We start from the raw sequence: 23,280 nt of genomic DNA, 5'->3' as shown, positions 1-23,280 counted from the left end.
AACCCCCGGGGGAACCACCCCGCACCACCCCCGCATAACCCCCCCCTAGTCGGGGGGTTCCCGGGCACCCCCCCCCCGCACGGGGGACGCGCCCGGGGGCCCCCCCCCCCCGGGCCCGCTTCCCCGCGGCGTCCCTCAGAGCGGACCGCCCGCCGCCTCCCGTGCCGCGGCGAGCAGGTCCTCCGCCGTCAGGAGGGACGGGTCGCGGGCCGTGGCGACCCGCAGCGCCAGCGCCCCGTGGACGGTCTTGCGGATGCGGCGCCCGTCGAGCCCCTGCAGCAGGGCGCCCACGCGGCGGTGCACCGTCCCGTCCGCGGCCAGCGGCTTCAACTCGGGCCACTGCACGGCGAGTTCCCGCAGCGAGTCGGCGACGATCTCCGGGACGACCCCGGGCCCCGGGACCTCGGTGCGGATCACCAGGTCGGCCCGGGAGAGGAACGCGTCGTCCACCGCGCCCGCGAAGTTCGTCGTCACCACGAGCAGGGTCCCGGGCCGCTCGGCCCGCAGCGCGTCCAGGCCGCTGAGCACGGCGTCCGTGGCCCGGTGCACGTCCACGGGGTTGGTGTCGAACGACGCCGAGTGCCGGCGCACCGCCAGCGCCTCCACCTCGTCGACCAGGACCACGGTGTGCGGCCGGCGCGCGGCCAGCTCGGGCAGGGTCTCCCGGAAGAGCCGGGACACCTGCCGCTGGCTCTCCCCGAGCAGCTCGCTGGGGAAGGCGTGCGGGTCCACCTCCACGAGCGTGGTCGCGCCGTGCGGGGCGAGGGTACGGGCGGCGGCCTGCGCCAGGCCCTGCGCCAGCGTGGACTTGCCCGTGCCCGGCGGCCCGGCCAGCACCACCAGACCGTGCGGGGCCAGGCCCGACCCGGCGAGCCGCCGCCCGTGCCGCAGCACCAGGACGGCGGTCGCCAGGAGCCGCTCCTTTACCGCCGGGTCGATGAGCACCGTGTCCCAGGGCCCGTCGTGGTGGTCGGCCGGCAGGGCGTGCACGCCGGACACACCGTGCGGCAGCGCGCTCATGCCCGCACCCCGTTCACGGCCACGTCGGCCGGCGCAGCGGCGGCCAGTCGATCGTCGACGGGTCGCCGGCCTGCGCGTCGCGGATGTGGTCCGGCGGCTCCTCGAAGAGCACCAGCGGATCGCACAGGGCCCGCATGGTCTCCAGGAGGCTGTCGAACATGTGGATGCGCACCACTTTCGCGGTCCGCTCCGGGTCCGTGTTGATGTGCTGGTGCCACAGGAAGTGGTCGACGACGATGATGTCGCCCTTCTTCCAGGGGTGGCGGGTGCCGCCCTCCGGCTCAGGCCCGAGGTAGCTCTCGCCGGACCCCTCGACCACGTAGAGCCAGGCCTCGCCCGGGTGGCGGTGCATGGACTGGGCGCGGCCGGGGCCGATCTCGAACATCGCCATGGTGATGCCGGACGCCTGGTAGCCGATCGCCCGGTCGAGGAGGAACGTGGTGCGGGTGCGGGGGGTGTTGCGCAGCTCCAGTTCGTCCCAGCCGGTGTGCAGCCGGCCCGGGCGCCGGGCGTCCTGGTCGCGGGCGAGACGCCGCAGCCGTGCCGCGTACGGGTCGGAGCCGTCCCGCCCCGGCGAGTACGGCGGGCGGGGCGCCAGCTCGGCCACCGGGGTGTGCCCCGCGTCCTCGATCACCGCCATGCCCATCGTCTCCAGGAGCGGCTCGCTGGAGAAGGACAGGTAACGCACCGTCTCCGAGCCGTCGTTGCCGCTGCGGTGCCAGGCCCAGGCCGGGAGGTGCAGCGAGTCGCCGGGGCCGAAGTCCACGCGCCTGCCGTCGATCTCGCTCCAGCCGCGGCCCGCGACGACGAACAGCATGGCGTCCCAGGAGTGCCGGTGGACCGTGGTGGTGACCCCGGGGTCGATCTCGTGGACGAGCGCGTCCATCGAACGGGTGGGACGGTCGCCGTCGGCGCCGACGTACACCCCGACGCGGCTGCCGCGCGCGGTGGGGTGCGTCCGGGCGTCCTCGTGGGCGACGACGGTGCGGTGGTTGGCCCGCCAGTCCTCGATGAACTGCGCTCGTCGTCGCTTCTGCACGTGGTAGTGGGTGGTCTGGGTCGAGGTGTGCACACTCATCGGACCTCTCCCTGCGTGAAGTGGATGGGGAACGGGGAACGGGAACCGGGGACAGGGGCGGGACGCGCGGCCGGTCAGGAGGCCGCGGACAGAGCCTGCTTGGGAACGTCGTAGCCGCGGACGGTGCGGCCCCGCAGCGCGGTCAGGCCGGCGGCGGCCGCCGGGACCAGACCGCCCACGGCGAGCGCGGCCACCGGACCCACCGCCCCGGCGAACACGCCCATGCCCGCGTCGCCGAGGGCGGGACCTCCGCGCGAGGCCATCTGGTAGAGCGCCGACACCCGGCCCCGCAGCGTGTCCGGCGTCTCCACCTGCACCGCGGCGTGGCGCACCGTCGTCGCCAGCGCGTCGGCCGCGCCCAGCGCCAGGGCCGCGAGCAGGGCGAGGACGAACGTGCCGGACAGGGCGAGCCCGGTCACCGCGAGGCCGTACGCCGCGGTGCCCCACAGCGACAGGCGCCCCGCGCCGGCGGTGCGTACCAGCCGGAACACCCACACCGAGCCGAGCAGCGCCCCCGCCGAGGGAGCCGCCGACAGCAGCCCGTACCCGGTCGCGCCCACGTGCAGCACGTCGGTCGCGAACGCCGGCAGCAGCACCCGGTACGCGCCGCACACCGTGGCGGCCAGGTCCAGGCCCATCAGCTGCCACACCACGGGACGGTGAACCACGTACGAGGCGCCCTCGCGCAAGGACGCCAGGAGCCCGGCGTGCTCCCCGGACCCGCCGGGCAGCGTCGGCACGCGCAGGAGGGCGAGCACCGCCACCAGCGCCGCGTAGGTGACGGCGTCGAACAGAGATCACCCTCGACGAGATGCTGACCGTCACCAAGGCGGTCCGGCGCGGCGTCCGGCGCGCCCTGCTCAGCGCCGACTTCCCCTTCGGCCCGCTCCAGCGGGGCACCGCCGCCGCCCTCGACGCCGCGATCCGCTACGTCAAGGAGGCCGGCGTCGACCTCGTCAAACTCGACGGCGCCTCAGACCACCCGGCGGCCGTCGAGGCGCTCACCCGGGCCGGCATCCCCGTCTTCGCGCAGTTCGGCATCACCCCGCAGACCGCGCTGCGCTACGGCGTCGAGTACCGGGCCGTGCCGGGCGCCGGCGACCAGGTGCCCGAGGAGATGTGCGCGGAACTGGTGGCCGAGGCCAAGCGGCTGGAACAGGCGGGCGCCGCCCTCCTCAACTTCACCAACTCCGGCCCCGTGGTGGGCGCCGCCGTCGCCGACGCGGTCTCGGTCCCCGTGCTCGGCGGCTTCGGCGGCGGGCCCTGGCTGGACGGCCGGGTGCGCATGGCCCACGCCGCCATCGGCTACGCCGCCGACACCGTCGACGACCCGCCCGTCACCTACGCCCACGTCGCCGCCACCGCCCTCGACGCGCTGACCGCCTACGCCGGGGACGTGCGGGCGGCACGGCAGATCGCCGGCGGCATCCCCGTACCCGCCGCACCGAAGGAGGCCTGATCCCGTGCCCACCGCGGTACTCGACGGCATCCCCACCCGGTACGAGGTGACCGGGGAGGGGCCGCCGCTGCTGATGTTCTCCCCGGGCGGCTTCGACTCCACCCTCGACAGCTGGCACACCACGGGCATCCACCGGCGCCTGAGGCTGCCCGCCCACCTCGCCGCGCACTTCACCTGCGTCACCTTCGACCGCCGCGAGTCCGGACACTCCGGCGGCAGGCTGGAGCGCCTCACCTGGGAGGCGTACGTCCGCCAGGGCGTCGCCCTGCTCGACCACCTGGGCTTCGCACGCGCACACCTGATGGGGGGCTGCGTCGGCTGCTCCACCGCGGCCGCCCTCGCCGCAGCGCACCCCGAGCGGGTGGCCGGGATGGTCCTCTACTCGCCGGCCGGCGGCGTGCACTACCGGCGCAAGCAGCACGAGCGGTTCGAGCGGCACCTCGCCTTCGTGCGCGAGGCGGGGCTCGGCGCAGTGGTGGACCTCGCCCGGTCGGTGGCGGACGGCTTCTCGAAGGACCCCAGGGTCGGCCCGTGGGCGGCGGTGCTGCGGCACGACGCCGACTTCGCCGCCGGGTACGCGGGCTGCGCCGCCGAGCGGTACCGGACGCTGGTCACCGGCACCGCGGCCCACCTCTTCGACCGGGACACCGTGCCCGGCGTGGAGTGCGAGGACCTGCTCGCCCTCGACGTCCCCGCGCTGATCGTGCCCGGCGACGACACCTCCCACGCCCCGTCGGCCGCGCACTACCTGCGGGAGTGCCTGCCCCGTACCGAGTGGTGGGAAGTGGCGCCGGAGGAGCAGACCGCGCGGGACACCGCGGGGCGGATCCTGGAGTTCCTGGCGCACGTCTGAACCGGCCCGCACACGCCGGACGAAGGGGGCCTGGTCGTCGAGGGCCCCCTCGTCCGCTCCCGTTCAGAATCGGCCGCCCCGCTCCAGCTCGGCGATCTGCGCCACCCGCCGGGCGTGCTTGCCGCCCTTGAACGGCGTGCCCAGCCAGACGGCGACGATCCGGCGGGCCCCGTCGTCGGTGAGCCGCAGGGCGGGCAGCACCAGCACGTTGGAGTCGTTGTTGCCGCGGGAGACCTCCGCCGTCCACACGTCGTGGCACAGGCCCGCCCGGATGCCCGGCAGTTTGTTGCAGGCGATGGTCTCGCCCAGCCCGCTGCCGCCGAGCACGATGCCCCGCTCGGCCCGTCCGTCCGCGACCCGGGCGCAGACCCGGGCGCACAGCGCCGGGTAGTCGATCTCCTCGGTGCTGTGCCCGCCCAGGTCGGACACCTCGTGCCCGGAGTCCGAAAGCTCCGGGCACAGCAGGGACTTGAGGGCGAATCCGTTGTGGTCGCCCGCGATCGCGATACGCATGCCCGTCGCCATCCTCTCCCTCAGCCGGCCAGACCGCGGGTGCCGGGCGCGAACAGCTCGTCCACCGGCACGGAGCGCTCCAGGATCCGCTGGTCGACGGCGTGCCGCAGCAGCTCCTCCAGGACGTGCCGGTTCGCGTCGACGCCGTACGGCAGGGGATCGGCGCCGGTCAGTTCGGCCACCCGCAGGTGCATGGTGTCCACCGCCGTCGGAGTCTCGATCTCCCCGCCGAGCAGCCGCCCGGTGTAGAGGCGCTTGGCGCGGGCGAAGGCGTCGAAGACCTGGGCGCCCAGGTCGGGCCGGGCGGCGAGGAGTTCGTCCTTGACGACCACGAGGTGGTTGACCGGATACAGCCCGCGCTCCCGCAGTGCCCGGAACCCGGCCGTCCCGGGATCGTCGATCAGCGGGACCAGGCCCTTCTGCGGCGGGACACCGATGACGGCGTCCAACTCCCCTTGACGCAACGCCTCTTCGAGGGTGCGGCCCGGTCCGAGCGGCTCGACGTTGTCCGGCGGCCGGTACGCCTCGGCGTGTTCGTCGCCCGAGAGCACCCAGGTCACCTTCGACAGGTCCACGCCGTACTCGTCGCGCAGGACCGCGCGCGCCCAGACGCCCGTGGTCACCGTGTACCCGCGGTTCACGCCGACCCGTGCGCCCTCCAGGTCCGCCGGGGCGACGGGGCGGGCGGCGTCGCGCAGGAGCGCGCCGTGGTGGAAGCCGCGGACCAGGAACGCGGGCACGGCGGTGAACGGGGCCCCGTGGGCCTTCGCGACGAGATAGGTGGTGAGCGCCATCTCGCTGACGTCGAAGTCGAGTCGGCGGACCATGCGGCGAAAGGCCTGGACGAGGACGGGCACCTCCTCGAAGGCGAACCCGAAACCGGTGGGGGACACCTCCCCCGTCTTGAGCGCCTCGTTGTTGCCCTGGGTGCGGGTGCAGGTCCTGAGCAGAGGTTCTGTCATGCGCCGAAAGGTACCATGGTCAGACCATCAGTCCATAGAGTACGGTGACCGCCGGGACAACCTCAGAGCGCGAGGAGTCGCTTCATGGCAGAGCACGTGCTGGCAGCCGTCCGCACCGCCCCCTCCACCACCGAACTCCGCGAGTTCCCGATGCCCGACATACCGGCCGACGGCGCGTTGCTGAAGGTCGAGGTCGCCGGGATCTGCGGCACCGACGTCAAGATGTACGGCAGGCCGCCCTTCCCCGATCCGGTGATCATGGGGCACGAGAACGTGGGCGTCATCGCCCGCGCCGGACGCGAGTTCACCGCCCGCAAGGGCCTCGCCGAAGGCGACCGCGTCTTCGTCGAGCACTACGTGGGCTGCTTCCGCTGCGCCTGGTGCCACGCCGGCGAATACCGCCACTGCGAGCTGACCGACTGGCGCACCAACCCCGGGGCCCGCCGCTACGGCTACACCTCGGCCGAAAACCCCTACCACCTGTGGGGCGGCTTCGCGCAGTACCTGTACCTGCCGTGGAACGCCGTCACCCACCGCGTCCCCGACGGAGTGAGCCCCGAACTCGCGGGACTGGTCACCCCGTTGTCGAACGGCATCGAGTGGGCACTGGTCACCGCCGGCGTCGGCTACGCCTCCACGGTCCTCATCCAGGGCCCCGGCCAGCAGGGCCTGTCCCAGGTCGTCGCCTGCAAGCAGGCCGGCGCCTCGCTGATCGTCGTCACCGGCACCCCGCGCGACGCGGCCCGCCTCGCCCTGGCCCGCGAACTCGGCGCCGACCACACCGTCGACGTCACCGACGGCGACCCCCTCCAGCAGGTCCTCGACCTCACCGGCGGCCGCGGCGTGGACGTCGTCCTCGACTGCACCGCGGGCGCGGGCACCGCACCCGTGCTGCTCGGCATCGACGCCCTCAAGCGCCGCGAGGGCGTCATGGTCGTCCAGGGCGAGCCGGCGGCGTTCCCCGACTTCCCCCTGAAGAAGCTCACCGAGAAGTCCATCGCCCTCAAGAGCGCCCGCGGGCACAGCTACCGGTCCTGCGAACTCGCCCTGGAACAGTGCGCGTCGGGCCGCTTCCCACTGGAGAAGCTCGCCACTCACAGCTACCCGCTCGCCGAGACCGACCGGGCCATCCGCACCGTCGGCGGCGAGGGCGGCGAGGACGCCGTCCACGTGTCACTGCTCCCCTGGGCGGCGGCATGAGCATCGTCGTACGCAACCCGCCCCGCGCCGAATCCGCCGCCGTCGACGCGCTCGCCGGGTACGGCGTCGCCACCCTCCACGAGGCCCAGGACCGCACCGGGCTCCTCGACCCCGCCCTGCGCCCGGTGTGGCCGGGCGCGCGGGCGGCGGGCACCGCCGTCACCGTGAGCGTGCCGCCCGGCGACAACTGGATGCTGCACGTCGCCGTGGAGCAGTGCCGGGAGGGCGATCTCCTCGTGGTGGCCCCCACCTCGCCCTCCCGGGCCGGCTACTTCGGCGAACTCCTCGCCACCTCCCTCGCCGCCCGGGGCGTGCGCGGCCTGGTCATCGACGCCGGCTGCCGGGACGTCGCCGAGCTGCACGGCATGGGCTTCCCGGTCTGGTCGCGGCACATCTGCGCCTACGGCACCGTCAAGGAGACCCTCGGCGACGTCAACGTCCCGGTGGTGTGCGGCGGGCAGCTCGTCCGGCCCGGCGACGCGGTCGTCGCCGACGACGACGGGGCGGTCGTCGTCCCGCGCTCGCGCGCCGCCGCCGTGGCCGAGGCCGCGCGGGCCCGCGAGACGAAGGAGGCCGGGTCCCGCAAGAGGTACGGAAGCGGCGAACTCGGCCTCGACGTCAACGCGATGCGGCAACGCCTCGCCGACAAGGGCCTGGTGTACGTCGAGCACGCCGAGTGGGCCGCCACGGAGGGGAGCTGAGCGATGATCATCGACGTCCACGGGCACTACACCACCGCCCCGCCCGCCCACCAGGGCCACCGCGACGCCCAGCTGGCCCGCCTGGCCGACCCCTCGCTGCCCCCCGCGGCCCCCGCCGCGATCAGCGACGACGCCATCCGGGAGAGCGTCGAGCTCAACCAGCTGAAGGTGCTGCGGGAGCGCGGGGGCGACTTCATGCTCTTCTCGCCGAAGGCCTCCGGCATGGAGCACCACGTCACCGACCCGGCCACCGCCCGCGACTGGGCGCGCGCCTGCAACGACCTGGTGGCCCGGGTGGCCGCCCTCTTCCCCGAGCACTTCGCCGCCGTCTGCCAGCTCCCGCAGACCCCCGGCGGCACGACGGACGACCTGGTCGCCGAGGTGCGCCGCTGTGCCGACGACCCGGCCTTCGTCGGCTGCAACCTCAACCCGGACCCGTCCGGCGGCCACTGGACCTCCCCACCGCTGACCGACCCGTCCTGGTACCCGCTCTACGAGGCCCTGTGCGAGCTGGACCTCCCCGCGACGATCCACGTCTCCAGCTCCTGCAACCCGGCCGCGCACACCCTCGGCGCCCACTACCTCAACGCCGACACCTCCGTGTTCATGCAGCTGATGCGGGGCGACCTGTTCACCCGCTTCCCCGGACTCCGGTTCGTCATCCCGCACGGCGGGGGAGCCGTGCCGTACCACTGGGGCCGCTACCGGGGCCTGGCCCGGCGCATGGACCTGCCCGACCCGGCCGAATCCCTCCTGGGGAACGTCTGGTTCGACACCTGCGTCTACCACCAGCCCGGCATCGACCTGCTCACCCGCGTCGTCCCGGCGGCCAACCTGCTGTTCGCCTCCGAGATGCTCGGCGCCGTGCGGGGCGCCGACCCGGCGACGGGCGTGGCGTGGGACGACACGAAGACGTACGTCGACGCCGCCGGCCTCGCGCCGGACGACCTGCGCCGCGTGTACGAGGGCAACGCGCGGCGGGTGTACCCGAGGCTGGACGCGCTGCTGACGCCGTGACCGGCGCGCCGGACACCGTGCGGTCGGCACGCGGGGGGTGCCGTCGACCCCACGGGTGTCGCTAGGGTCCCGGGCGGGCGTGTCCCGTCCGGGCCGCCCTGGGCACTCAAGGAGGCACCCCTTCGTGAGAAGAACCCGAAGCTCCACACCCGGAGCACCCCGCCGCACCGCCGCCCGAAGGACCGGGTGGACCGCCGCCCTCCTCGCGGGCACCGTCCTCGCCACCGTCGCCGCCCTGACGGCCCCGGCGAACGCCGCCCCGGCGGCGCGCCCGGCGCCCACCCATCCGGCCGTGGCCGTCGATCCCCAGCACTGGACCGAACAGGCCGACATGACCTGGGACGACTACGTGGACGTCCGGCCGGCGCAATGGTCGTCCGCGGCCACCTCACAAGGGTCGGAGGTCCAGTACCGGACCGCCGTGCTCCTGGTGGAGTTCACCGACCAGCCGATGCTGATCACCCAGGAGCCGGGCACGCACCCCTTCGGCAACCCGTACGGGGAGGACTTCGAGCCGGTCCCGGAAGACCAGGTGCGCGACTGGTACCAGGACTACTACACCGTCCCGAACCAGTACAACGGCCACCAGACCCTCCACTCCTACTGGATGGAGGACTCCTTCGGGAAGATCGGGGTGGACGCCGAGGTCTTCGGCGCCTACGAACTGCCGGGCAAGCTCCACGAGTACGGCATCAACGACCAGATGAACGGCCCGGTCGAGAAGTTCTGCCCGATGGGCGACGAGTGCGGCAAGGACCTGCGCACCGACGCCACCGCCCGGTGGCGGGACGCCATCGGCTGCACCACCGCCGACTTCTGCGGGTTCGACAACATCTTCATCGTCACCGCCGGCCACGACGAGTCCTCCACCTGGGAGGAGTTCGGCCGCATGAAGTACGCGAGCAAAGAGGACGTCCCCGACGCGCTCGGGCCGCCGCGCGACGAGAACGGCGACCCGGTCCTGAACCAGCTCGGCGAGCCCATGACCAACTGGGCCCGCACCCGCTACGTGGACTGGACGAGCTGGCGGGCGGCCGCCAACCACTGGCCGAACGCCGGCGGCGGAATCTCCACCCAGGCGGAGAGCTCCGGACTGAGCGTCTTCGCCCACGAGTTCAGCCACCTGCGGAACCTGCCGGACAACTACAACAACCCGTTCGCCGACGACACCCGCAACTACACCGGCTACTGGGAGATGATGTCGCGCGGCACCTTCAACGGGCCCGGCGGCACGCACAACCGCTGGCAGGTGCCCAACCGGGGCGGCTCCGCCCTGGGCCCGCACCACATGGTCCACTACAAACAGGCGCTGGGCGTCCTCGGCGAGGACGAGACGGTCCGCCTGACCAAGGCCGCCCTGCGGGAGCACGGGGTCGCCGTCGCCACGCTGCGCGCGCGGGAGTACGCACCGGGCGAGGGCGACAGGATCGCCCTGGACGTCGACGTCGACGGCTTCGCCCTCGGCGCCTGCGAGGACCAGATGGCCCGCGCGGGCGAGCCCGACACCGCGTTCTGGTGCCCGGACGGCCAGGGCTGGCAGGACTACACGATGGAGGTCGTCGACCGGGTCGGCAACGACTCCTTCGCCCCGGGAGCGGGCGTGCTGCTGTCGCAGAACCGCAGCCAGGGAACACCGCGCGAGTGGCTGGTGGACGCCAACCCGCGGGACATCGCACGCGTCGACTACGTCGGCCCGACCGGCGAGGACGTCATGGTCGTCCGCGGCGACCCGCGCCAGCTCGACGACGCCACCTTCCACGCCGGCACCGGCTCCGGCTCCGCGTACGAGTGGACCGACGAGCCCAACGGCCTGCACTTCTACGTGCTGGACGTCCGGCGCGACGCCGACGGGGTGCTGACCTACCAGGTCGCCGTGCGCGCCCTCGACGCGGCCGGCCCGCAGGAGCGCGGCACCCGGCTCGGTCGGGCGGCCGCGCTGCCGGCCGGCGGCTCCACCGCGCTGGTCGGTGCCCCGCTGACCAACACCGGGGACGCCGGGCGGGGCATGCACGCGTCCGACGTCTACCGGCTGAAGGCCACCGTCGAGGGCGAGGGCTGGAAGGTCGACCTCCCCTACGAGGTGCAGGCCGTGCGCGCGGGATCCACCCTGCCGGTCGCCGCCTACGCCACCGCGTCCGAGGGCGCCGCCCGACGGGCGACGGTGACGATCACGGCCACGAGCGAGTCCGACCCGTCGGCGACCTCCACCACGACCGTGCGGCTGAGCACCGCCGCCCTGGCCGTCTCCACCCGGTCCCTGCGGGCCCTGCTGGACGGCTACGCCGAGCAGGGCGTCCTGTCGGGCGGTGAGGTCGCGCGGCTGTCCGCCCAGCTCAGGCAGGCAGAGCGTCACCAGCACACGGAGAAGGCGCTCAAGAGGTTCGCCCTGCTGGCCGGGAAGATGTCCACCGAGGGCAGGCGCGCCCTGGCCTCGGCGGCCCTGGTGAGCGCCGCACGCACCCTGGCGGCCTCGGCCTGAGCCCTGGCCGCGCCGTGCCCGGGCCGAGTCCCCTCGGTCCGGGCAGGTGCCTTCGTCAGGCGGCGGTCCGCTCGCAGAACAGGGTCTTGAGCGGAACCTCCGCGCCGGCCGCGTCCGCGGGGATGTGGACGCCGACGGTCAGGGCACGGCGTACGGCCATGTAGTCGGCGGGCCGGTTGACGGCGTCGACGGCGAGCAACTCGCCCCGCCGGTAGTAGAGGACGGAGAACCGCTCCTCGTCCGGGGCGCCGCGCACCACGCACCGGTCGTATCCGGTGGAGAGCCCCGCGATCTGCAGACGCAGGTCCCCCTGGTTGGACCAGAACCAGGGCACGGAGGTGTCCGGTTCCTCCCGGCCGAGCAGCGAGGCGGCCGCCGCGCCCGCCTGCGCGAGGGCGTTGGGCACCGACTCCAGACGGATCCTGCCCTCCCCGGGGCGCGGGTGCGGCCGTACGGTGCAGTCGCCGGCGGCCACGACACCGGGCCGGCCGGTGCGGGAGCAGGCGTCCACGACGATCCCGCCGTCCACCTCCAGGCCGAGCCGCTCGGCCAGGCCGGTGCGCGGGACGGCGCCGACGCCGACCAGGACCAGGTCGGCGGGGAGCCGCGAGCCGTCGTCGAGCAGCACACCGGTCGCCCGGCCGGAGCTCCCGTCGAACCCGGTCACGCAGGCCGACAGCCGTACCGTCGTGCCCCGGCGCGCATGGGCCCGCAGGTAGAAGTCGGAGACGACCGGCGCCACCGAGCGGGCGAGCAGCCGGTCCGCCGCCTCCACGACGGTCACCTCCCTGCCCCGCGCCTGGGCAGCCGCCGCCACCTCCAGTCCGACGAACCCGCCCCCGACGACCACCACCCGGCGGGCGCGGACCAGTTCCTGCCGGAGCAGACGGGCGTCGGCGAGGTCGCGCAGGTGGTGGATGCCGCCGAGGTCCGCGCCGGGTACGGCGAGCCTGCGCGGGGCGGCCCCGGTGGCCAGGGCGAGCCGGTCGTAGGACAACTCCCGTCCCCGGTCGGTGACGAGGACGCCGTCGCCGGTGTCGACGACCCGCTCGCCGGTGAGGAGGTCGATCCCGGCCTCCCGGTAGTACTCCGCCGTGCGCAGCGCGAGCCGCCCGGCGTCGTAGCCGTCGTCCAGGAACTCCTTGGAGAGCGGCGGCCGTTGATAGGGGTCCCCGGGCTCCTCGCCGACCACCGTGATTTCGCCCCGCCCGCCGCGCCGCCGCATCTCCAGCGCCACCTGTATGCCGGCCTGCCCCCCCCGCCCACGACAACCGTCCCGCGCCCCATGTGCTCGTCCCTCCGTCGGAATCCTAACGGCTTAACGTCATACCATTATGCCAATCAAGAGGCGATGAGGATACGGGGAGGCGCGGGATCGGTGCCGAACCGGTCCCGCGAGACGAGGAGAGAGGGCCCCGACGGCCCGTGCCGTGCCCTTCGCTACCCCCGCACGGGGGCCGTGGCCCCGGGCACCTCCGCCAGCCGTACGGGCCGGCGTTCGCGGCGGGAGATGTCGCAGGCCTCCGCGATGCGCAGGGCCTGGAGGGCCTCGCGGCCGTCACAGGGGTTGGCCCGCTCGCCGCGCACGACCTGCACGAACGTGGTCAGCTCGGCCTCGTAGGCGGGGCCGAAGCGCTCCACGAAGCCGGTCCACGGCTTGTCCGCGGCCGGGGGTCCGGTCGGCTCGGTGGACGCGATCGGCGTACGGTCGTCCAGGCCCACGACGATCTGGTCCAGCTCCCCGGCCAGCTCCATGCGGACGTCGTACCCCGCCCCGTTCAGCCGCGTCGCCGTCACCGTGGCCAGGGTCCCGTCGTCCAGGGTGAGCAGCGCGGCGCCGGTGTCCACGTCGTCCGCCGCGCGGAACATCGGCCCACCGGCGTCGGACCCGGCGGCGTACACGTCGACGACCTCCCGCCCGGTCACCCAGCGCAGCACGTCGAAGTCGTGGATGAGCGTGTCCCGGTAGAGCCCGCCGGACTGCGGCAGGTACTCGGCCGGGGGAGGCGTCTGGTCGCTCGTCACCGCGCGGACGGTGTGCAGGCGGCCGAGCCGCCCCGAGCGCACCGCCTCCCGGGCCCCCGTGTAGCCGGTGTCGAAGCGGCGCTGGAAGCCCATCTGGAGGATCGTCCCCGCGGCCTCCACCTCGGCGATCGCCTGTAACGTGCCCGGCAGGTCCAGCGCGATGGGTTTCTCGCAGAACACCGGGAGCCCCGAGCGGGCCGCCCGGCCGATCAGTTCCGCGTGGGCCGGCGTCGCCGTGGTGATCACCACCGCGTCCACGCCCCACTGGAAGATCTCGTCCACTCCCGGTGCCGCCGTCTCGCCCAGCCGGTGGGCCAGGTCCTGGGCCCGCGTGATGTCGGCGTCCGTGAGGATCAGTGATCCGACGTCGCGGTGGCGGCTGAGCGTGTTGGCGTGAACGGTGCCGATGCGGCCCGTACCGATGACCCCGATGCGCATGGAATCAAAGTGGGCTCACAGCCCGCGCCCTGTCAATCCGTATGTCCGGACAATCGAACCGCGCAACTTCCCGTCACCTGCGCACGGAGCTACGCTCGGCGCGTGCCGAAACCAGAAGTGGATCCGACCGTGGCGCTGGACCTCAGCGTGGATCGCGGCAGCCCCGTGCCGCTGTACTTCCAGCTGTCGCAGCAGCTGGAGGCGTCGATCGAGCACGGCGCGCTGACCCCCGGCAGCCTGCTCGGCAACGAGATCGAGCTGGCCGCGCGGCTCGGTCTGTCCCGGCCCACCGTCCGCCAGGCCATCCAGTCTCTGGTCGACAAGGGCCTGCTCGTGCGCCGCCGGGGAGTCGGCACCCAGGTCGTGCACAGCAAGGTCCGGCGCCCGCTGGAGCTCAGCAGCCTCTTCGACGACCTGGAGGCGGCAGGACAGCGCCCGGCCACGAAGGTCCTGGTCAACACCGTCGTCCCCGCGACCGCAGCGGTCGCCGCCGCGCTCGGCGTGGCCGAGGAGAGCGAGGTGCACCGCGTCGAACGGCTGCGGCTGACGCACGGGGAGCCGATGGCGTACATGTGCAACTACCTGCCGCCCGGCCTCCTCGACCTGGACACCGCACAGCTGGAGGCCACCGGCCTCTACCGGCTGATGCGCGCCGCCGGGATCACCCTGCACAGCGCCCGTCAGACCATCGGCGCCCGCGCCGCCACCGACGGCGAGGCCGAGCGGCTCGGCGAGGAGCCGGGCGCCCCGCTGCTCACCATGGAGCGCGCCACCTTCGACGACACGGGACGCGCGGTCGAGTTCGGCACCCACACCTACCGGCCGTCACGCTACTCCTTCGAGTTCCAGCTGCTCGTGCGGTCCTGATCGGGGCTGCCCGGCGGCGCCCACCGGCGGCGCCCGCCGTGCGGGTTCGTCGCAATGTCCGGACAATGTGACCGTCGGCCGATCCCCGGAGGCGAGCGCTCCGCTTGTGTGTCGGACAATGGGGCGTTTGGGGTTTCCAGAACCCGGCCGGGGCCTGGAGTGCCCCGCACGCACAGCACGGCACAGCAAGAAGGGCACGGCCTCGTGGCACGGTTTCGGACATGGGTGGGCATCGCGCTGGCAGGGGCACTGTCGGTGTCCCTGGCCGGCTGCAGCAGTACCGGCGGCAAGCGCGCCGAGGACGCCCGCAAGGCCGCGTCGGCGGAGGGCAGGGCGGCGGTGAACACCCCGCGCTGGACCTTCGCGATGATCACCCACTCGGGCGACGGAGACACCTTCTGGGACATCGTCCAGAGCGGCGCCGAGCAGGCCGCCGTCAAGGACAACATCAACTTCCTGTACTCCCACGACGACGAGGCCCAGCAGCAGGCCCAGCTCGTGGACGCCGCCATCGACAAGAAGGTCGACGGCATCGTCGTCACGCTCGCCAAGCCCGACGCGATGAAGTCCGCCCTCGCCCGCGCGCACAAGGCGGGCATCCCGGTGATCACGGTGAACTCCGGCTCCGAGGAGTCCAAGCAGTTCGGCGCCCTCACCCACGTCGGCCAGGACGAGACCGTCGCCGGCGAGGCCGTGGGCGAGGAGCTCGACGAGCGGGGCCGCAAGCAGGCGATCTGCGTGCTCCACGAGCAGGGCAACGTCGGCCACGAGCAGCGCTGCGACGGAGTGGAGAAGACCTTCGACGGCAAGGTCCAGCGGCTCTACGTCAACGGCACCAGCATGCCGGACGTGCAGTCCGCCATCGAGGCCAAGCTCCAGACCGACAAGTCCGTCGACGCCGTGGTCACCCTCGGCGCCCCCTACGCCGACACCGCCGTCAAGGCCAAGCAGGGCGCGGGCAGCAAGGCCGAGATCGACACCTTCGACCTCAACGCCAAGGTGGCCGCCGGACTGGAGGACGGCACCCTCGGCTTCGCCGTCGACCAGCAGCCCTACCTCCAGGGCTACGAGGCCGTCGACCTGCTGTGGCTGTACAAGTACAACGCCGACGTCCTCGGCGGCGGCCGCCCGGTGCTCACCGGCCCGCAGATCATCACCAAGGACGACGCCGCCGCGCTCGCCGAGTACACGAAGCGGGGCACGCGATGAACGCCACACAGGTCAAGGAGGCCGACGAACGGCTGCTGCGGACCTCTGCCCTGCGCAAACTCATGGGCCGCCCCGAGCTGGGTTCCGTCGTCGGCGCGGTCGCCGTCTTCGTCTTCTTCGCGTTCTTCGCCGACAGCTTCCTGCGCGCCTCCAGCCTCAGCACGGTGCTCTACGCCGCCTCCACGATCGGCATCATGGCCGTCCCGGTGGCGCTGCTGATGATCGGCGGCGAGTTCGACCTGTCCGCGGGCGTCATGGTCACCTCGTCGGCCCTGGTGTCGTCGATGTTCAGCTACCAGACGACCGCCGACGTCTGGGTCGGCGTCGGCGTGTCGCTGCTGGTCACCCTGGCGATCGGCGCCTTCAACGGCTTCATGCTCACCCGCACCAAGCTCCCCAGCTTCATCATCACGCTCGGCACGTTCCTCATGCTGACCGGCCTGAACCTGGGCTTCACCAAGCTCATCGACGGCACCGTGTCCACCAAGTCCATCGCCGACATGGAGGGCTTCCCCTCCGCCCACGACGTCTTCGCCTCGACGATCACCGTCGGCGGCGTCGGCTTCAAGGTGACCATCCTGTGGTGGCTCGCCTTGGTCGCCGTCGCCAGCTGGATCCTGCTGCGCACCCGCGCCGGCAACTGGATCTTCGCGGTCGGCGGCAACCAGGACGCCGCGCGCGCGGTGGGCGTCCCGGTCACCAGGACCAAGATCGGCCTCTACATGGGCGTGGGTTTGGGGGCCTGGATCTCCGGCCAGCACCTGCTCTTCTCCTACGACGTCGTCCAGTCCGGCGAGGGCGTCGGCAACGAGCTGATCTACATCATCGCGGCCGTCATCGGCGGCTGCCTGATCACCGGCGGCTACGGCAGCGCCGTCGGGTCCGCGGTCGGCGCGTTCATCTTCGGCATGACCAGCAAGGGCATCGTCTTCGCCGAGTGGAACCCCGACTGGTTCAAGTTCTTCCTCGGAGCGATGCTGCTCCTCGCGACCCTGCTCAACGCCTGGGTCCGCAAGCGCGCGGAGGCCGCCAAGTGACCGGGACCCAGAGCCGTACGGCGCTCGTCGAACTGTCCGACGTCAGCAAGAACTACGGCAACGTACGCGCCCTCGAAGGCGTGTCCCTGGAGGTCCACGCCGGGGAGATCACCTGCGTCCTGGGCGACAACGGGGCGGGCAAGTCCACCCTCATCAAGATCGTCGCCGGACTGCACCAGCACGACGGCGGCACCCTCGCCCTCGACGGCGAGGAGACCCGTCTGTCCTCCCCGCGCGAGGCCCTGGACCGCGGCATCGCCACCGTCTACCAGGACCTGGCCGTCGTCCCGCTCATGCCGGTCTGGCGCAACTTCTTCCTCGGCTCCGAGCCGCGCAAGGGCGTCGCCCCGTTCAAACGCATGGACGTCGAGCACATGCGCCGCACCACCCACGCGGAACTCCTGCGCATGGGCATCGACCTGCGCGACGTCGACCAGCCCATCGGCACCCTCTCCGGCGGCGAACGCCAGTGCGTGGCCATCGCCCGCGCGGTGTACTTCGGCGCGAAGGTGCTGGTCCTGGACGAACCGACGGCGGCGCTGGGCGTGAAGCAGTCGGGTGTGGTCCTGAAGTACGTGGCGGCGGCACGTGACCAGGGCCTGGGTGTCGTGCTGATCACCCACAACCCACACCACGCGTACCTGGTGGGCGACCGGTTCGTGCTGCTGAAGAGGGGCACGATGGTCGGCAACCACGAGCGGGAGGACATCACGCTGGACGAGCTGACGACGCAGATGGCAGGCGGAACGGAGCTGGACGATCTACGCCACGAACTGGAACGCCGCTAGGGGCGCGGGGCTGTGCTGATTTGCGGCTCCGCCGCGCGGGCGCGACCAGCCACAACGCACCCGCACTCGGCGAACAAGGTCACCACCCCGCCCCTGTCCCATTCGGCACCCAGCGTGAGCGTGCGGCACAATCGCACCCGATGAGCACCTACCGCGACTTCACCGCCCCCATCGGCTCCCGCCGCGCCCCCGTCCTGCGCACCGTGGGCACGAGGGAACGCCGCTCGCACCTCACGGCACCCCGCGTGCCCACGGTCGGCATCGACATCGGCGGCACGAAGGTCATGGCGGGTGTCGTCGACGCCGACGGCAACATCCTGGAGAAGCTCCGCACGGAGACCCCGGACAAGTCCAAGAGCCCCAAGGTCGTCGAGGACACGATCGTCGAACTGGTCCTGGACCTCTCCGACCGGCACGACGTGCACGCCGTGGGCATCGGCGCGGCCGGCTGGGTCGACGCCGACCGCAACCGCGTGCTGTTCGCCCCCCACCTGTCCTGGCGCAACGAACCGCTGCGCGACCGCATCGCCGGCCGGCTCGCCGTGCCCGTCCTGGTGGACAACGACGCCAACACCGCCGCCTGGGCCGAGTGGCGCTTCGGCGCCGGCCGCGGCGAGGACCACCTCGTCATGATCACCCTGGGCACCGGCATCGGCGGCGCGATCCTGGAGGACGGACAGGTCAAGCGCGGCAAGTACGGCGTCGCCGGCGAGTTCGGGCACATGCAGGTCGTCCCTGGCGGACACCGCTGCCCGTGCGGCAACCGCGGCTGCTGGGAGCAGTACAGCTCGGGGAACGCCCTGGTCAGGGAGGCTCGCGAACTGGCCGCCGCCGACTCGCCGGTGGCGTACGGGATCATCGAGCACGTCAAGGGCAGCATCGGCGACATCACCGGCCCGATGATCACCGAGCTGGCGCGCGACGGCGACGCCATGTGCGTCGAGCTGCTCCAGGACATCGGGCAGTGGCTCGGCGTCGGCATCGCCAATCTCGCCGCCGCCCTCGACCCGTCCTGCTTCGTGATCGGCGGCGGGGTCAGCGCCGCCGACGACCTGCTGATCGGCCCCGCGCGCGACGCCTTCAAGCGCCAGCTCACCGGCCGCGGCTACCGCCCCGAGGCCCGTATCGTCCGCGCCCAGCTCGGGCCCGAGGCCGGCATGGTGGGTGCCGCCGACCTGTCCCGGCTGGTCGCCCGCCGCTTCCGCCGCGCCAAGCGGCGCCGCGTGGAACGCTACGAGCGCTACGAACGGTACGCCGAGGCCCGCCGCTCGGCCGGGGAGTCGTCGTGACGGAGACCCTGCCGCAGCAGGCGGCGTCCCCGGAGGAGCCCGGACCGCCGGGCGAGGACCGCCGGCACATGATCCGCCGCCGGGCGCTCACGCTGATCATCATCGTGCTGCTCATCGGCGTCCCGGCCGGCTACCTCGCCATCTCCGCCGGCCAGAGCCGCGACAGCGGCCGGGACAAGGAGGCGAAGTACGCGGCGACCGGCATGACCGACGGCTGGCCGTCCAAGTTGCAGCGCCGCATCTACGAGGTGCCCGTCCCGGTCCCGTCCGACGAGGTCGCGTACTACGAGACGAACAACTGGAAGACCAGCCGGCTCTACGTCCAGTTCGAGACCACCGGCGCCGGTCTCGACGTCTTCCTGGCGGGGCTGGGCGTCGACCGGGACGCACTGAAGAAGGACAAGATCGCGATCAGCGACCGCGCCCAGCGGGTCACCGGCTGGGAGTTCGGCGGGTCCGGCTCCTGGTGGGGCGTTGTCAACGAGCAGGCGGACCCGGCGCCGACCCAGGACGTCGTCGTGAACATGGACAACCCGGACTACCCGATGGTCTACGTCGTCTCGCACACCGTTCCGTAGCGCCGCCGGGGCCCGGCGGCAGGCCGCTGGGGCCGATGGCAGAGCCGATTGTCAGAGCCCGCCCGTAGAGTCGAAGACATCCGATCTGGCAGACGGGCGGGAGGTGACAGGACGTATGGGCGACACGGCCTTGGCGGAGGCGGTGCGGGCCGAGGAGCCGGCGGCGTCCGTTCCGGCCCGGCTCGCGGCCGTCTTCCTGCCCGCACCGCTCCCGCGCGAGGGACGGATCGCCTTCTGGGACCCCGACGGTGGGCCGGCCGACGGCGACCGGCTCGTGGAGGGCGAGCGGTCCGTGGACGGCGAGCGGCGCGTCGAGCCGACGGAGCTGACCGTCGTGCGGCCCCACGGCTCCGGGGTGCGCCGCGGGACCACGTCCGCCGTCTCGCTGCCGCTCGCCGAGGCGCTGCCCCTCCTGGTGCGGGCCCGGCACGACCCGGCCGCCCACCCGGCCACCGCCTGCTGGGGCGCGGCGGCCCTGCACGCCCTGCGGCTCACCGTGCGCGGCCGGCTGCTGCCCGGCCTGACCGCGACCGGGCACGACGCCTGGCGGGCCGGCCCGCTCGACCCCGACGACGTCGCGCACCTGAGGGCCGTGGCCGCCGCCCTGCCCCCGGAGGGCCACGCGGTCCCGCTCGACGGCCCGGGAGCGATCCGGCTGCCGGAGCCGGAAGCGCTGATCCGCGCCTTCCTGGACGCGGTCGCCGACACCCTGCCCCGTACGCCGGCCGCGCCCCACGCCTCGGGCCGCCCGTTCGCCGCCCGCGAGGCCCAGCGCCTGACCGACGCCCACGACTGGGCGGCGGAGGTCGCCGCGGGCATGGACGCGGGCGTGCGGATCTCGCTGCGCCTCGACCTGTCCGCGTACGACCTGTTCGACCGGGACGCGGACTCCGGCGCGGGCGGGGACGGCGACGCGGCGGTGCGCAACGCGGGCGCGGCGGTCGTCCAGGTGCACAGCCTCGCCGACCCCACCCTCGTGGCCGACGCCGCGGACCTGTGGTCGGGGACGGCCGACGCGTCGTTCGGTCCCCGCGCGCGTGTGGACGCCGCTCTCGCGGTGCGGCGCGCGGCGCGGGTCTGGCCGCCGGTGGACCGGCTCACCGAGCAGGACGTCCCCGACGTACTCGCCCTGTCCGAGGAGGAGGTCACCGACCTGCTGGGCGTGGCGGCCGGCCGGCTCGCCGCCGCGGGTGTCGCCGTGCACTGGCCCCGCGACCTGGCCCAGGACCTCACCGCGACCGCGGTGGTCAGGACCGCGCCCGGTTCGGCGACCGACGGCACGGGCTTCTTCGAGAGCGAGGACCTGCTCCAGTTCCGCTGGCAGCTGGCGATCGGCGGCGACCCGCTCACCGAGGCCGAGATGGACACCCTCGCGGAGGCCCACCGCCCGGTCGTCCGGCTCCGCGACCGGTGGGTGCTGGTCGACCCGGCGCTCGTCCGCCGGGCCCGCAAGCGCGACCTCGGCCTGCTCGACCCGGTCGACGCCCTCTCCGTCGCCCTCACCGGCAGCGCCGATGCCGACGGCGAGACCGTCGACGTGGTGCCCGTCGGCGCGCTGGCCGCCCTGCGCGACCGGCTCACGGCGGGCGTGCGCCCCGCCGAGCCTCCGCCCGGCCTGCACGCAACCCTCCGCGACTACCAGCTGCGCGGCCTGGCCTGGCTCGACCTGATGACCTCGCTCGGCCTCGGCGGCTGCCTCGCCGACGACATGGGCCTCGGCAAGACCGTCACCGTCATCGCCCTGCACCTGAAGCGGGCCCACACCGAACCGACCCTGGTCGTCTGCCCGGCCTCCCTCCTGGGCAACTGGCAGCGGGAGATCGAGCGGTTCGCCCCCGGCGTCCCCGTCCGCCGCTTCCACGGCCCCGACCGCACCCTCGACGACCTGACCGGCGGCTTCGTCCTCACCACCTACGGCACGATGCGGTCCGCCGCCACGACCCTGGCCGAGCGGCCCTGGGGCATGGTCGTCGCGGACGAGGCCCAGCACGTGAAGAACCCGTACTCGGCGACGGCGAAGGCCCTGCGCACGATTCCGTCCCCGGCGCGGGTGGCCCTGACCGGCACACCCGTGGAGAACAACCTCTCCGAGCTGTGGGCACTGCTCGACTGGACCACCCCCGGACTGCTCGGCCCCCTGAAGTCCTTCCGCTCCCGGCACGCGCGCGCGGTGGAGAACGGCGAGGACGACCGGGCCGTGGAGCGCCTCGCCCGGCTCATCCGCCCCTTCCTGCTGCGCCGCAGGAAGTCCGACCCGGGCATCGTCCCGGAGCTGCCGCCGAAGACCGAGACGGACCACCCCGTTCCGCTCACCCGCGAACAGGCCGCGCTCTACGAGGCGGTGGTGCGCGAGTCGATGCTCGCCATCGAGGAGGCCGAGGGCATGGGCCGCCGCGGCCTCGTCCTCAAGCTGCTGACCTCGCTCAAGCAGATCTGCGACCACCCCGCGCTGTTCCTGAAGGAGGAGCACCCGGCGGGCGGGACCGACCGGATGACCGCCCGCTCGGGCAAACTCGCCCTGCTGGACGAGCTGCTGGACACCGTGCTCGCGGAGGACGGCTCGGCACTGGTCTTCACGCAGTACGTGGGCATGGCCCGCCTCATCACCTCGCACCTGGCCGCCCGCGCGGTCCCGGTCGACCTGCTGCACGGGGGCACGCCGGTGCCGGAGCGCGAGCGGATGGTGGACCGCTTCCAGAGCGGGGCGACCCCCGTCCTCGTCCTGTCCCTGAAGGCCGCCGGCACCGGACTCAACCTCACCCGCGCCGGCCACGTCGTGCACTTCGACCGCTGGTGGAACCCGGCCGTGGAGGAACAGGCCACCGACCGCGCCTACCGCATCGGCCAGACCCAGCCGGTCCAGGTCCACCGGCTCATCACCGAGGGTACGGTCGAGGACCGCATCGCCGAGATGCTCCAGTCCAAGAGGGCCCTGGCCGACGCGATCCTCGGCTCCGGCGAGTCGGCCCTCACCGAGCTGACCTCGCGCGAGCTGTCCGACCTCGTCTCCCTGCGGAGGCCGTCATGACCCCCCGGCCCGCCGACCAGGCCCGCCGCGCCCTGCGGGAGGCGCGCGAGCGCGGCGAGGGAGCGGGCGCGGACGGGGAGCGCGGGGCGGCGGCGCCGTCCGCGCACCCCGAGCCCCGCCCCGGGGACATCGCCCGCGCCGCGCTGCGCAGCGCACGGACCGCACGGACCGCACGGCGTGCCGGGGCGGGCACCCCCGTGGACGGCTCCGACGCCCTCGATGTCCCCGGCGCTCCGTCGCGCCCGGAAGATCCCGGGGACCCGGCGGATTCGACAGGTCGGGGAGATTCCTCGGGGGGTGGGGTTCCGGAGGCCGGCGGGGCGCCGAAAGCCGCGGACGGGAACGCGGACAGGTCCGACGGCACGACCGGGCCGGCCGGCCTCCCCGGCTCCGCCGACGGGGGCGACGGCCGACCGGGCGACGCGGCACGCGAGGCGCTGCGGGCGGCTCGCCGGCAGGCGAAGGCGGAGGCCGCGAGCGGGCGCGCGTCGGGCAGGAGCGCGGCGAGCGCACGGCGGACGTCCCGTCCGGCGGCCGGTCGGCGCCGGACGGGCGGCGCGGGCACCGCCGACGCCCGCGCCCGCGCCGTACGGGATTTCGTCGCGGACGCTTTCCGGCTGCCCCCGGAGACGGACCCGCCCGGGGACGCCCCGGCCGCCGGCGAGGCTCCGCCCGCGGGGGAGGCTCAGCCCGCTGGAGAGGCCCCGGCTGCCGAGAGGCCGGCCGGTGGTCTCGCCGG

At 73.7% G+C, this 23,280-nt stretch carries 20 protein-coding genes; 13 read left to right on the top strand and 7 right to left on the bottom strand.

The genetic code is table 11. The features are described from left to right. Positions 1–135: 135 nt before the first annotated feature. The 3 genes from ACIQFU_RS14055 to ACIQFU_RS14045 form a co-directional block, all read right to left on the bottom strand. Positions 136–1,020 (bottom strand): AAA family ATPase, encoded by an 885-nt coding sequence (locus ACIQFU_RS14055; RefSeq protein WP_402551358.1) that lies wholly within the window; start codon positions 1,018–1,020, stop codon positions 136–138. Positions 1,021–1,033: 13 nt separating this feature from the next. After that, the gene (locus ACIQFU_RS14050; RefSeq protein ID WP_402551357.1) at positions 1,034–2,098 is read right to left on the bottom strand and encodes a cupin domain-containing protein; all 1,065 of its coding nucleotides are present in this window, start codon (positions 2,096–2,098) and stop codon (positions 1,034–1,036) included. Between the two features lie 74 nt (positions 2,099–2,172). Further along, positions 2,173–2,892: an MFS transporter gene (locus ACIQFU_RS14045; RefSeq protein ID WP_402551403.1), complete on the bottom strand. Its 720-nt coding sequence runs from the start codon at positions 2,890–2,892 to the stop codon at positions 2,173–2,175. Between the two features lie 17 nt (positions 2,893–2,909). Between ACIQFU_RS14045 and ACIQFU_RS14040 the strand changes: the two genes are divergently transcribed. Together ACIQFU_RS14040 and ACIQFU_RS14035 are read left to right on the top strand one after the other, a co-directional pair. Beyond that, the gene (locus ACIQFU_RS14040) at positions 2,910–3,557 is read left to right on the top strand and encodes a 3-methyl-2-oxobutanoate hydroxymethyltransferase (protein ID WP_402551355.1); all 648 of its coding nucleotides are present in this window, start codon (positions 2,910–2,912) and stop codon (positions 3,555–3,557) included. Between the two features lie 4 nt (positions 3,558–3,561). After that, entirely contained in the window at positions 3,562–4,410 is an 849-nt protein-coding gene (locus ACIQFU_RS14035) for an alpha/beta fold hydrolase (RefSeq protein ID WP_402551353.1), read from the top strand. A 63-nt stretch (positions 4,411–4,473) separates the two neighbouring features. On the opposite strand, the gene ACIQFU_RS14030 is transcribed toward ACIQFU_RS14035, so the two are convergent. After that, the gene (locus ACIQFU_RS14030) at positions 4,474–4,923 is read right to left on the bottom strand and encodes an RpiB/LacA/LacB family sugar-phosphate isomerase (RefSeq protein WP_402551352.1); all 450 of its coding nucleotides are present in this window, start codon (positions 4,921–4,923) and stop codon (positions 4,474–4,476) included. A gap of 20 nt (positions 4,924–4,943) precedes the next feature. Continuing rightward, complete coding sequence (locus tag ACIQFU_RS14025; RefSeq protein ID WP_402551351.1) at positions 4,944–5,885, bottom strand: ABC transporter substrate-binding protein; 942 nt, start codon at positions 5,883–5,885, stop codon at positions 4,944–4,946. Positions 5,886–5,969: 84 nt separating this feature from the next. On the opposite strand from ACIQFU_RS14025, the gene ACIQFU_RS14020 reads away from it, so the two are divergent. The 4 genes from ACIQFU_RS14020 (at position 5,970) to ACIQFU_RS14005 (ending at position 11,282) form a co-directional block, all read left to right on the top strand. Next, complete coding sequence (locus ACIQFU_RS14020) at positions 5,970–7,085, top strand: zinc-binding dehydrogenase (RefSeq protein WP_402551349.1); 1,116 nt, start codon at positions 5,970–5,972, stop codon at positions 7,083–7,085. Next, positions 7,082–7,786, top strand: coding sequence for a 4-carboxy-4-hydroxy-2-oxoadipate aldolase/oxaloacetate decarboxylase (locus ACIQFU_RS14015; protein WP_402551348.1), 705 nt, complete (start codon positions 7,082–7,084; stop codon positions 7,784–7,786). The genes ACIQFU_RS14020 and ACIQFU_RS14015 overlap by 4 nt, the downstream gene beginning before the upstream one ends. A gap of 3 nt (positions 7,787–7,789) precedes the next feature. Further along, positions 7,790–8,803, top strand: a complete 1,014-nt coding sequence (locus ACIQFU_RS14010; protein ID WP_402551346.1) for an amidohydrolase family protein — start codon at positions 7,790–7,792, stop codon at positions 8,801–8,803. A 124-nt stretch (positions 8,804–8,927) separates the two neighbouring features. Beyond that, the gene (locus ACIQFU_RS14005; RefSeq protein WP_402551344.1) at positions 8,928–11,282 is read left to right on the top strand and encodes a M6 family metalloprotease domain-containing protein; all 2,355 of its coding nucleotides are present in this window, start codon (positions 8,928–8,930) and stop codon (positions 11,280–11,282) included. A 55-nt stretch (positions 11,283–11,337) separates the two neighbouring features. On the opposite strand, the gene ACIQFU_RS14000 is transcribed toward ACIQFU_RS14005, so the two are convergent. Then, positions 11,338–12,519, bottom strand: a complete 1,182-nt coding sequence (locus ACIQFU_RS14000; RefSeq protein WP_402551343.1) for an NAD(P)/FAD-dependent oxidoreductase — start codon at positions 12,517–12,519, stop codon at positions 11,338–11,340. Positions 12,520–12,722: 203 nt separating this feature from the next. Continuing rightward, entirely contained in the window at positions 12,723–13,745 is a 1,023-nt protein-coding gene (locus ACIQFU_RS13995; RefSeq protein WP_402551341.1) for a Gfo/Idh/MocA family oxidoreductase, read from the bottom strand. A 129-nt stretch (positions 13,746–13,874) separates the two neighbouring features. Here ACIQFU_RS13995 and ACIQFU_RS13990 point away from each other — a divergent pair, with 129 nt between their 5' ends. The 7 genes from ACIQFU_RS13990 to ACIQFU_RS13960 all read left to right on the top strand — a co-directional run bounded on the left by ACIQFU_RS13990 (position 13,875) and on the right by ACIQFU_RS13960 (position 22,541). Then, positions 13,875–14,612, top strand: a complete 738-nt coding sequence (locus ACIQFU_RS13990) for a GntR family transcriptional regulator (protein WP_402551401.1) — start codon at positions 13,875–13,877, stop codon at positions 14,610–14,612. A 204-nt stretch (positions 14,613–14,816) separates the two neighbouring features. Further along, the gene (locus ACIQFU_RS13985) at positions 14,817–15,821 is read left to right on the top strand and encodes a sugar ABC transporter substrate-binding protein (RefSeq protein WP_402551339.1); all 1,005 of its coding nucleotides are present in this window, start codon (positions 14,817–14,819) and stop codon (positions 15,819–15,821) included. Continuing rightward, positions 15,818–16,858, top strand: coding sequence for an ABC transporter permease (locus ACIQFU_RS13980; protein WP_402551337.1), 1,041 nt, complete (start codon positions 15,818–15,820; stop codon positions 16,856–16,858). Before ACIQFU_RS13985 ends, ACIQFU_RS13980 begins: the two co-directional genes overlap by 4 nt. After that, the gene (locus tag ACIQFU_RS13975; RefSeq protein ID WP_402551335.1) at positions 16,855–17,646 is read left to right on the top strand and encodes an ATP-binding cassette domain-containing protein; all 792 of its coding nucleotides are present in this window, start codon (positions 16,855–16,857) and stop codon (positions 17,644–17,646) included. Before ACIQFU_RS13980 ends, ACIQFU_RS13975 begins: the two co-directional genes overlap by 4 nt. 140 nt (positions 17,647–17,786) lie before the next feature. Then, positions 17,787–18,935: an ROK family glucokinase gene (locus tag ACIQFU_RS13970; RefSeq protein WP_402551334.1), complete on the top strand. Its 1,149-nt coding sequence runs from the start codon at positions 17,787–17,789 to the stop codon at positions 18,933–18,935. Then, complete coding sequence (locus ACIQFU_RS13965; protein WP_402551332.1) at positions 18,932–19,513, top strand: sugar kinase; 582 nt, start codon at positions 18,932–18,934, stop codon at positions 19,511–19,513. Before ACIQFU_RS13970 ends, ACIQFU_RS13965 begins: the two co-directional genes overlap by 4 nt. A 115-nt stretch (positions 19,514–19,628) precedes the next feature. Then, positions 19,629–22,541 (top strand): DEAD/DEAH box helicase, encoded by a 2,913-nt coding sequence (locus tag ACIQFU_RS13960; protein ID WP_402551330.1) that lies wholly within the window; start codon positions 19,629–19,631, stop codon positions 22,539–22,541. Positions 22,542–23,280: the final 739 nt, after the last annotated feature.

This window comes from Streptomyces sp. NPDC093065 (assembly GCF_044754585.1).
In the GTDB taxonomy this organism is placed as follows: Bacteria; Actinomycetota; Actinomycetes; order Streptomycetales; family Streptomycetaceae; genus Streptomyces.
The sequence above is the reverse complement of the archived record's forward strand: the minus strand, read 5'-3'. Positions and strand labels throughout refer to the sequence as shown.

What these genes read in the sequence shown, in the direction of transcription:
- ACIQFU_RS14020 (WP_402551349.1), top strand. Translation starts at nt 5,970, where the DNA reads ATGGCAGAGCACGTGCTGGCAGCCGTCCGCACCGCCCCCTCCACCACC.
- ACIQFU_RS14015 (WP_402551348.1), top strand. Translation starts at nt 7,082, where the DNA reads ATGAGCATCGTCGTACGCAACCCGCCCCGCGCCGAATCCGCCGCCGTC.
- ACIQFU_RS14025 (WP_402551351.1), bottom strand. Translation starts at nt 5,885, where the DNA reads ATGACAGAACCTCTGCTCAGGACCTGCACCCGCACCCAGGGCAACAAC.
- ACIQFU_RS14030 (WP_402551352.1), bottom strand. Translation starts at nt 4,923, where the DNA reads ATGCGTATCGCGATCGCGGGCGACCACAACGGATTCGCCCTCAAGTCC.
- ACIQFU_RS14055 (WP_402551358.1), bottom strand. Translation starts at nt 1,020, where the DNA reads ATGAGCGCGCTGCCGCACGGTGTGTCCGGCGTGCACGCCCTGCCGGCC.
- ACIQFU_RS13960 (WP_402551330.1), top strand. Translation starts at nt 19,629, where the DNA reads ATGGGCGACACGGCCTTGGCGGAGGCGGTGCGGGCCGAGGAGCCGGCG.
- ACIQFU_RS13995 (WP_402551341.1), bottom strand. Translation starts at nt 13,745, where the DNA reads ATGCGCATCGGGGTCATCGGTACGGGCCGCATCGGCACCGTTCACGCC.
- ACIQFU_RS13980 (WP_402551337.1), top strand. Translation starts at nt 15,818, where the DNA reads ATGAACGCCACACAGGTCAAGGAGGCCGACGAACGGCTGCTGCGGACC.
- ACIQFU_RS13970 (WP_402551334.1), top strand. Translation starts at nt 17,787, where the DNA reads ATGAGCACCTACCGCGACTTCACCGCCCCCATCGGCTCCCGCCGCGCC.
- ACIQFU_RS14050 (WP_402551357.1), bottom strand. Translation starts at nt 2,098, where the DNA reads ATGAGTGTGCACACCTCGACCCAGACCACCCACTACCACGTGCAGAAG.
- ACIQFU_RS14010 (WP_402551346.1), top strand. Translation starts at nt 7,790, where the DNA reads ATGATCATCGACGTCCACGGGCACTACACCACCGCCCCGCCCGCCCAC.
- ACIQFU_RS14040 (WP_402551355.1), top strand. Translation starts at nt 2,910, where the DNA reads ATGCTGACCGTCACCAAGGCGGTCCGGCGCGGCGTCCGGCGCGCCCTG.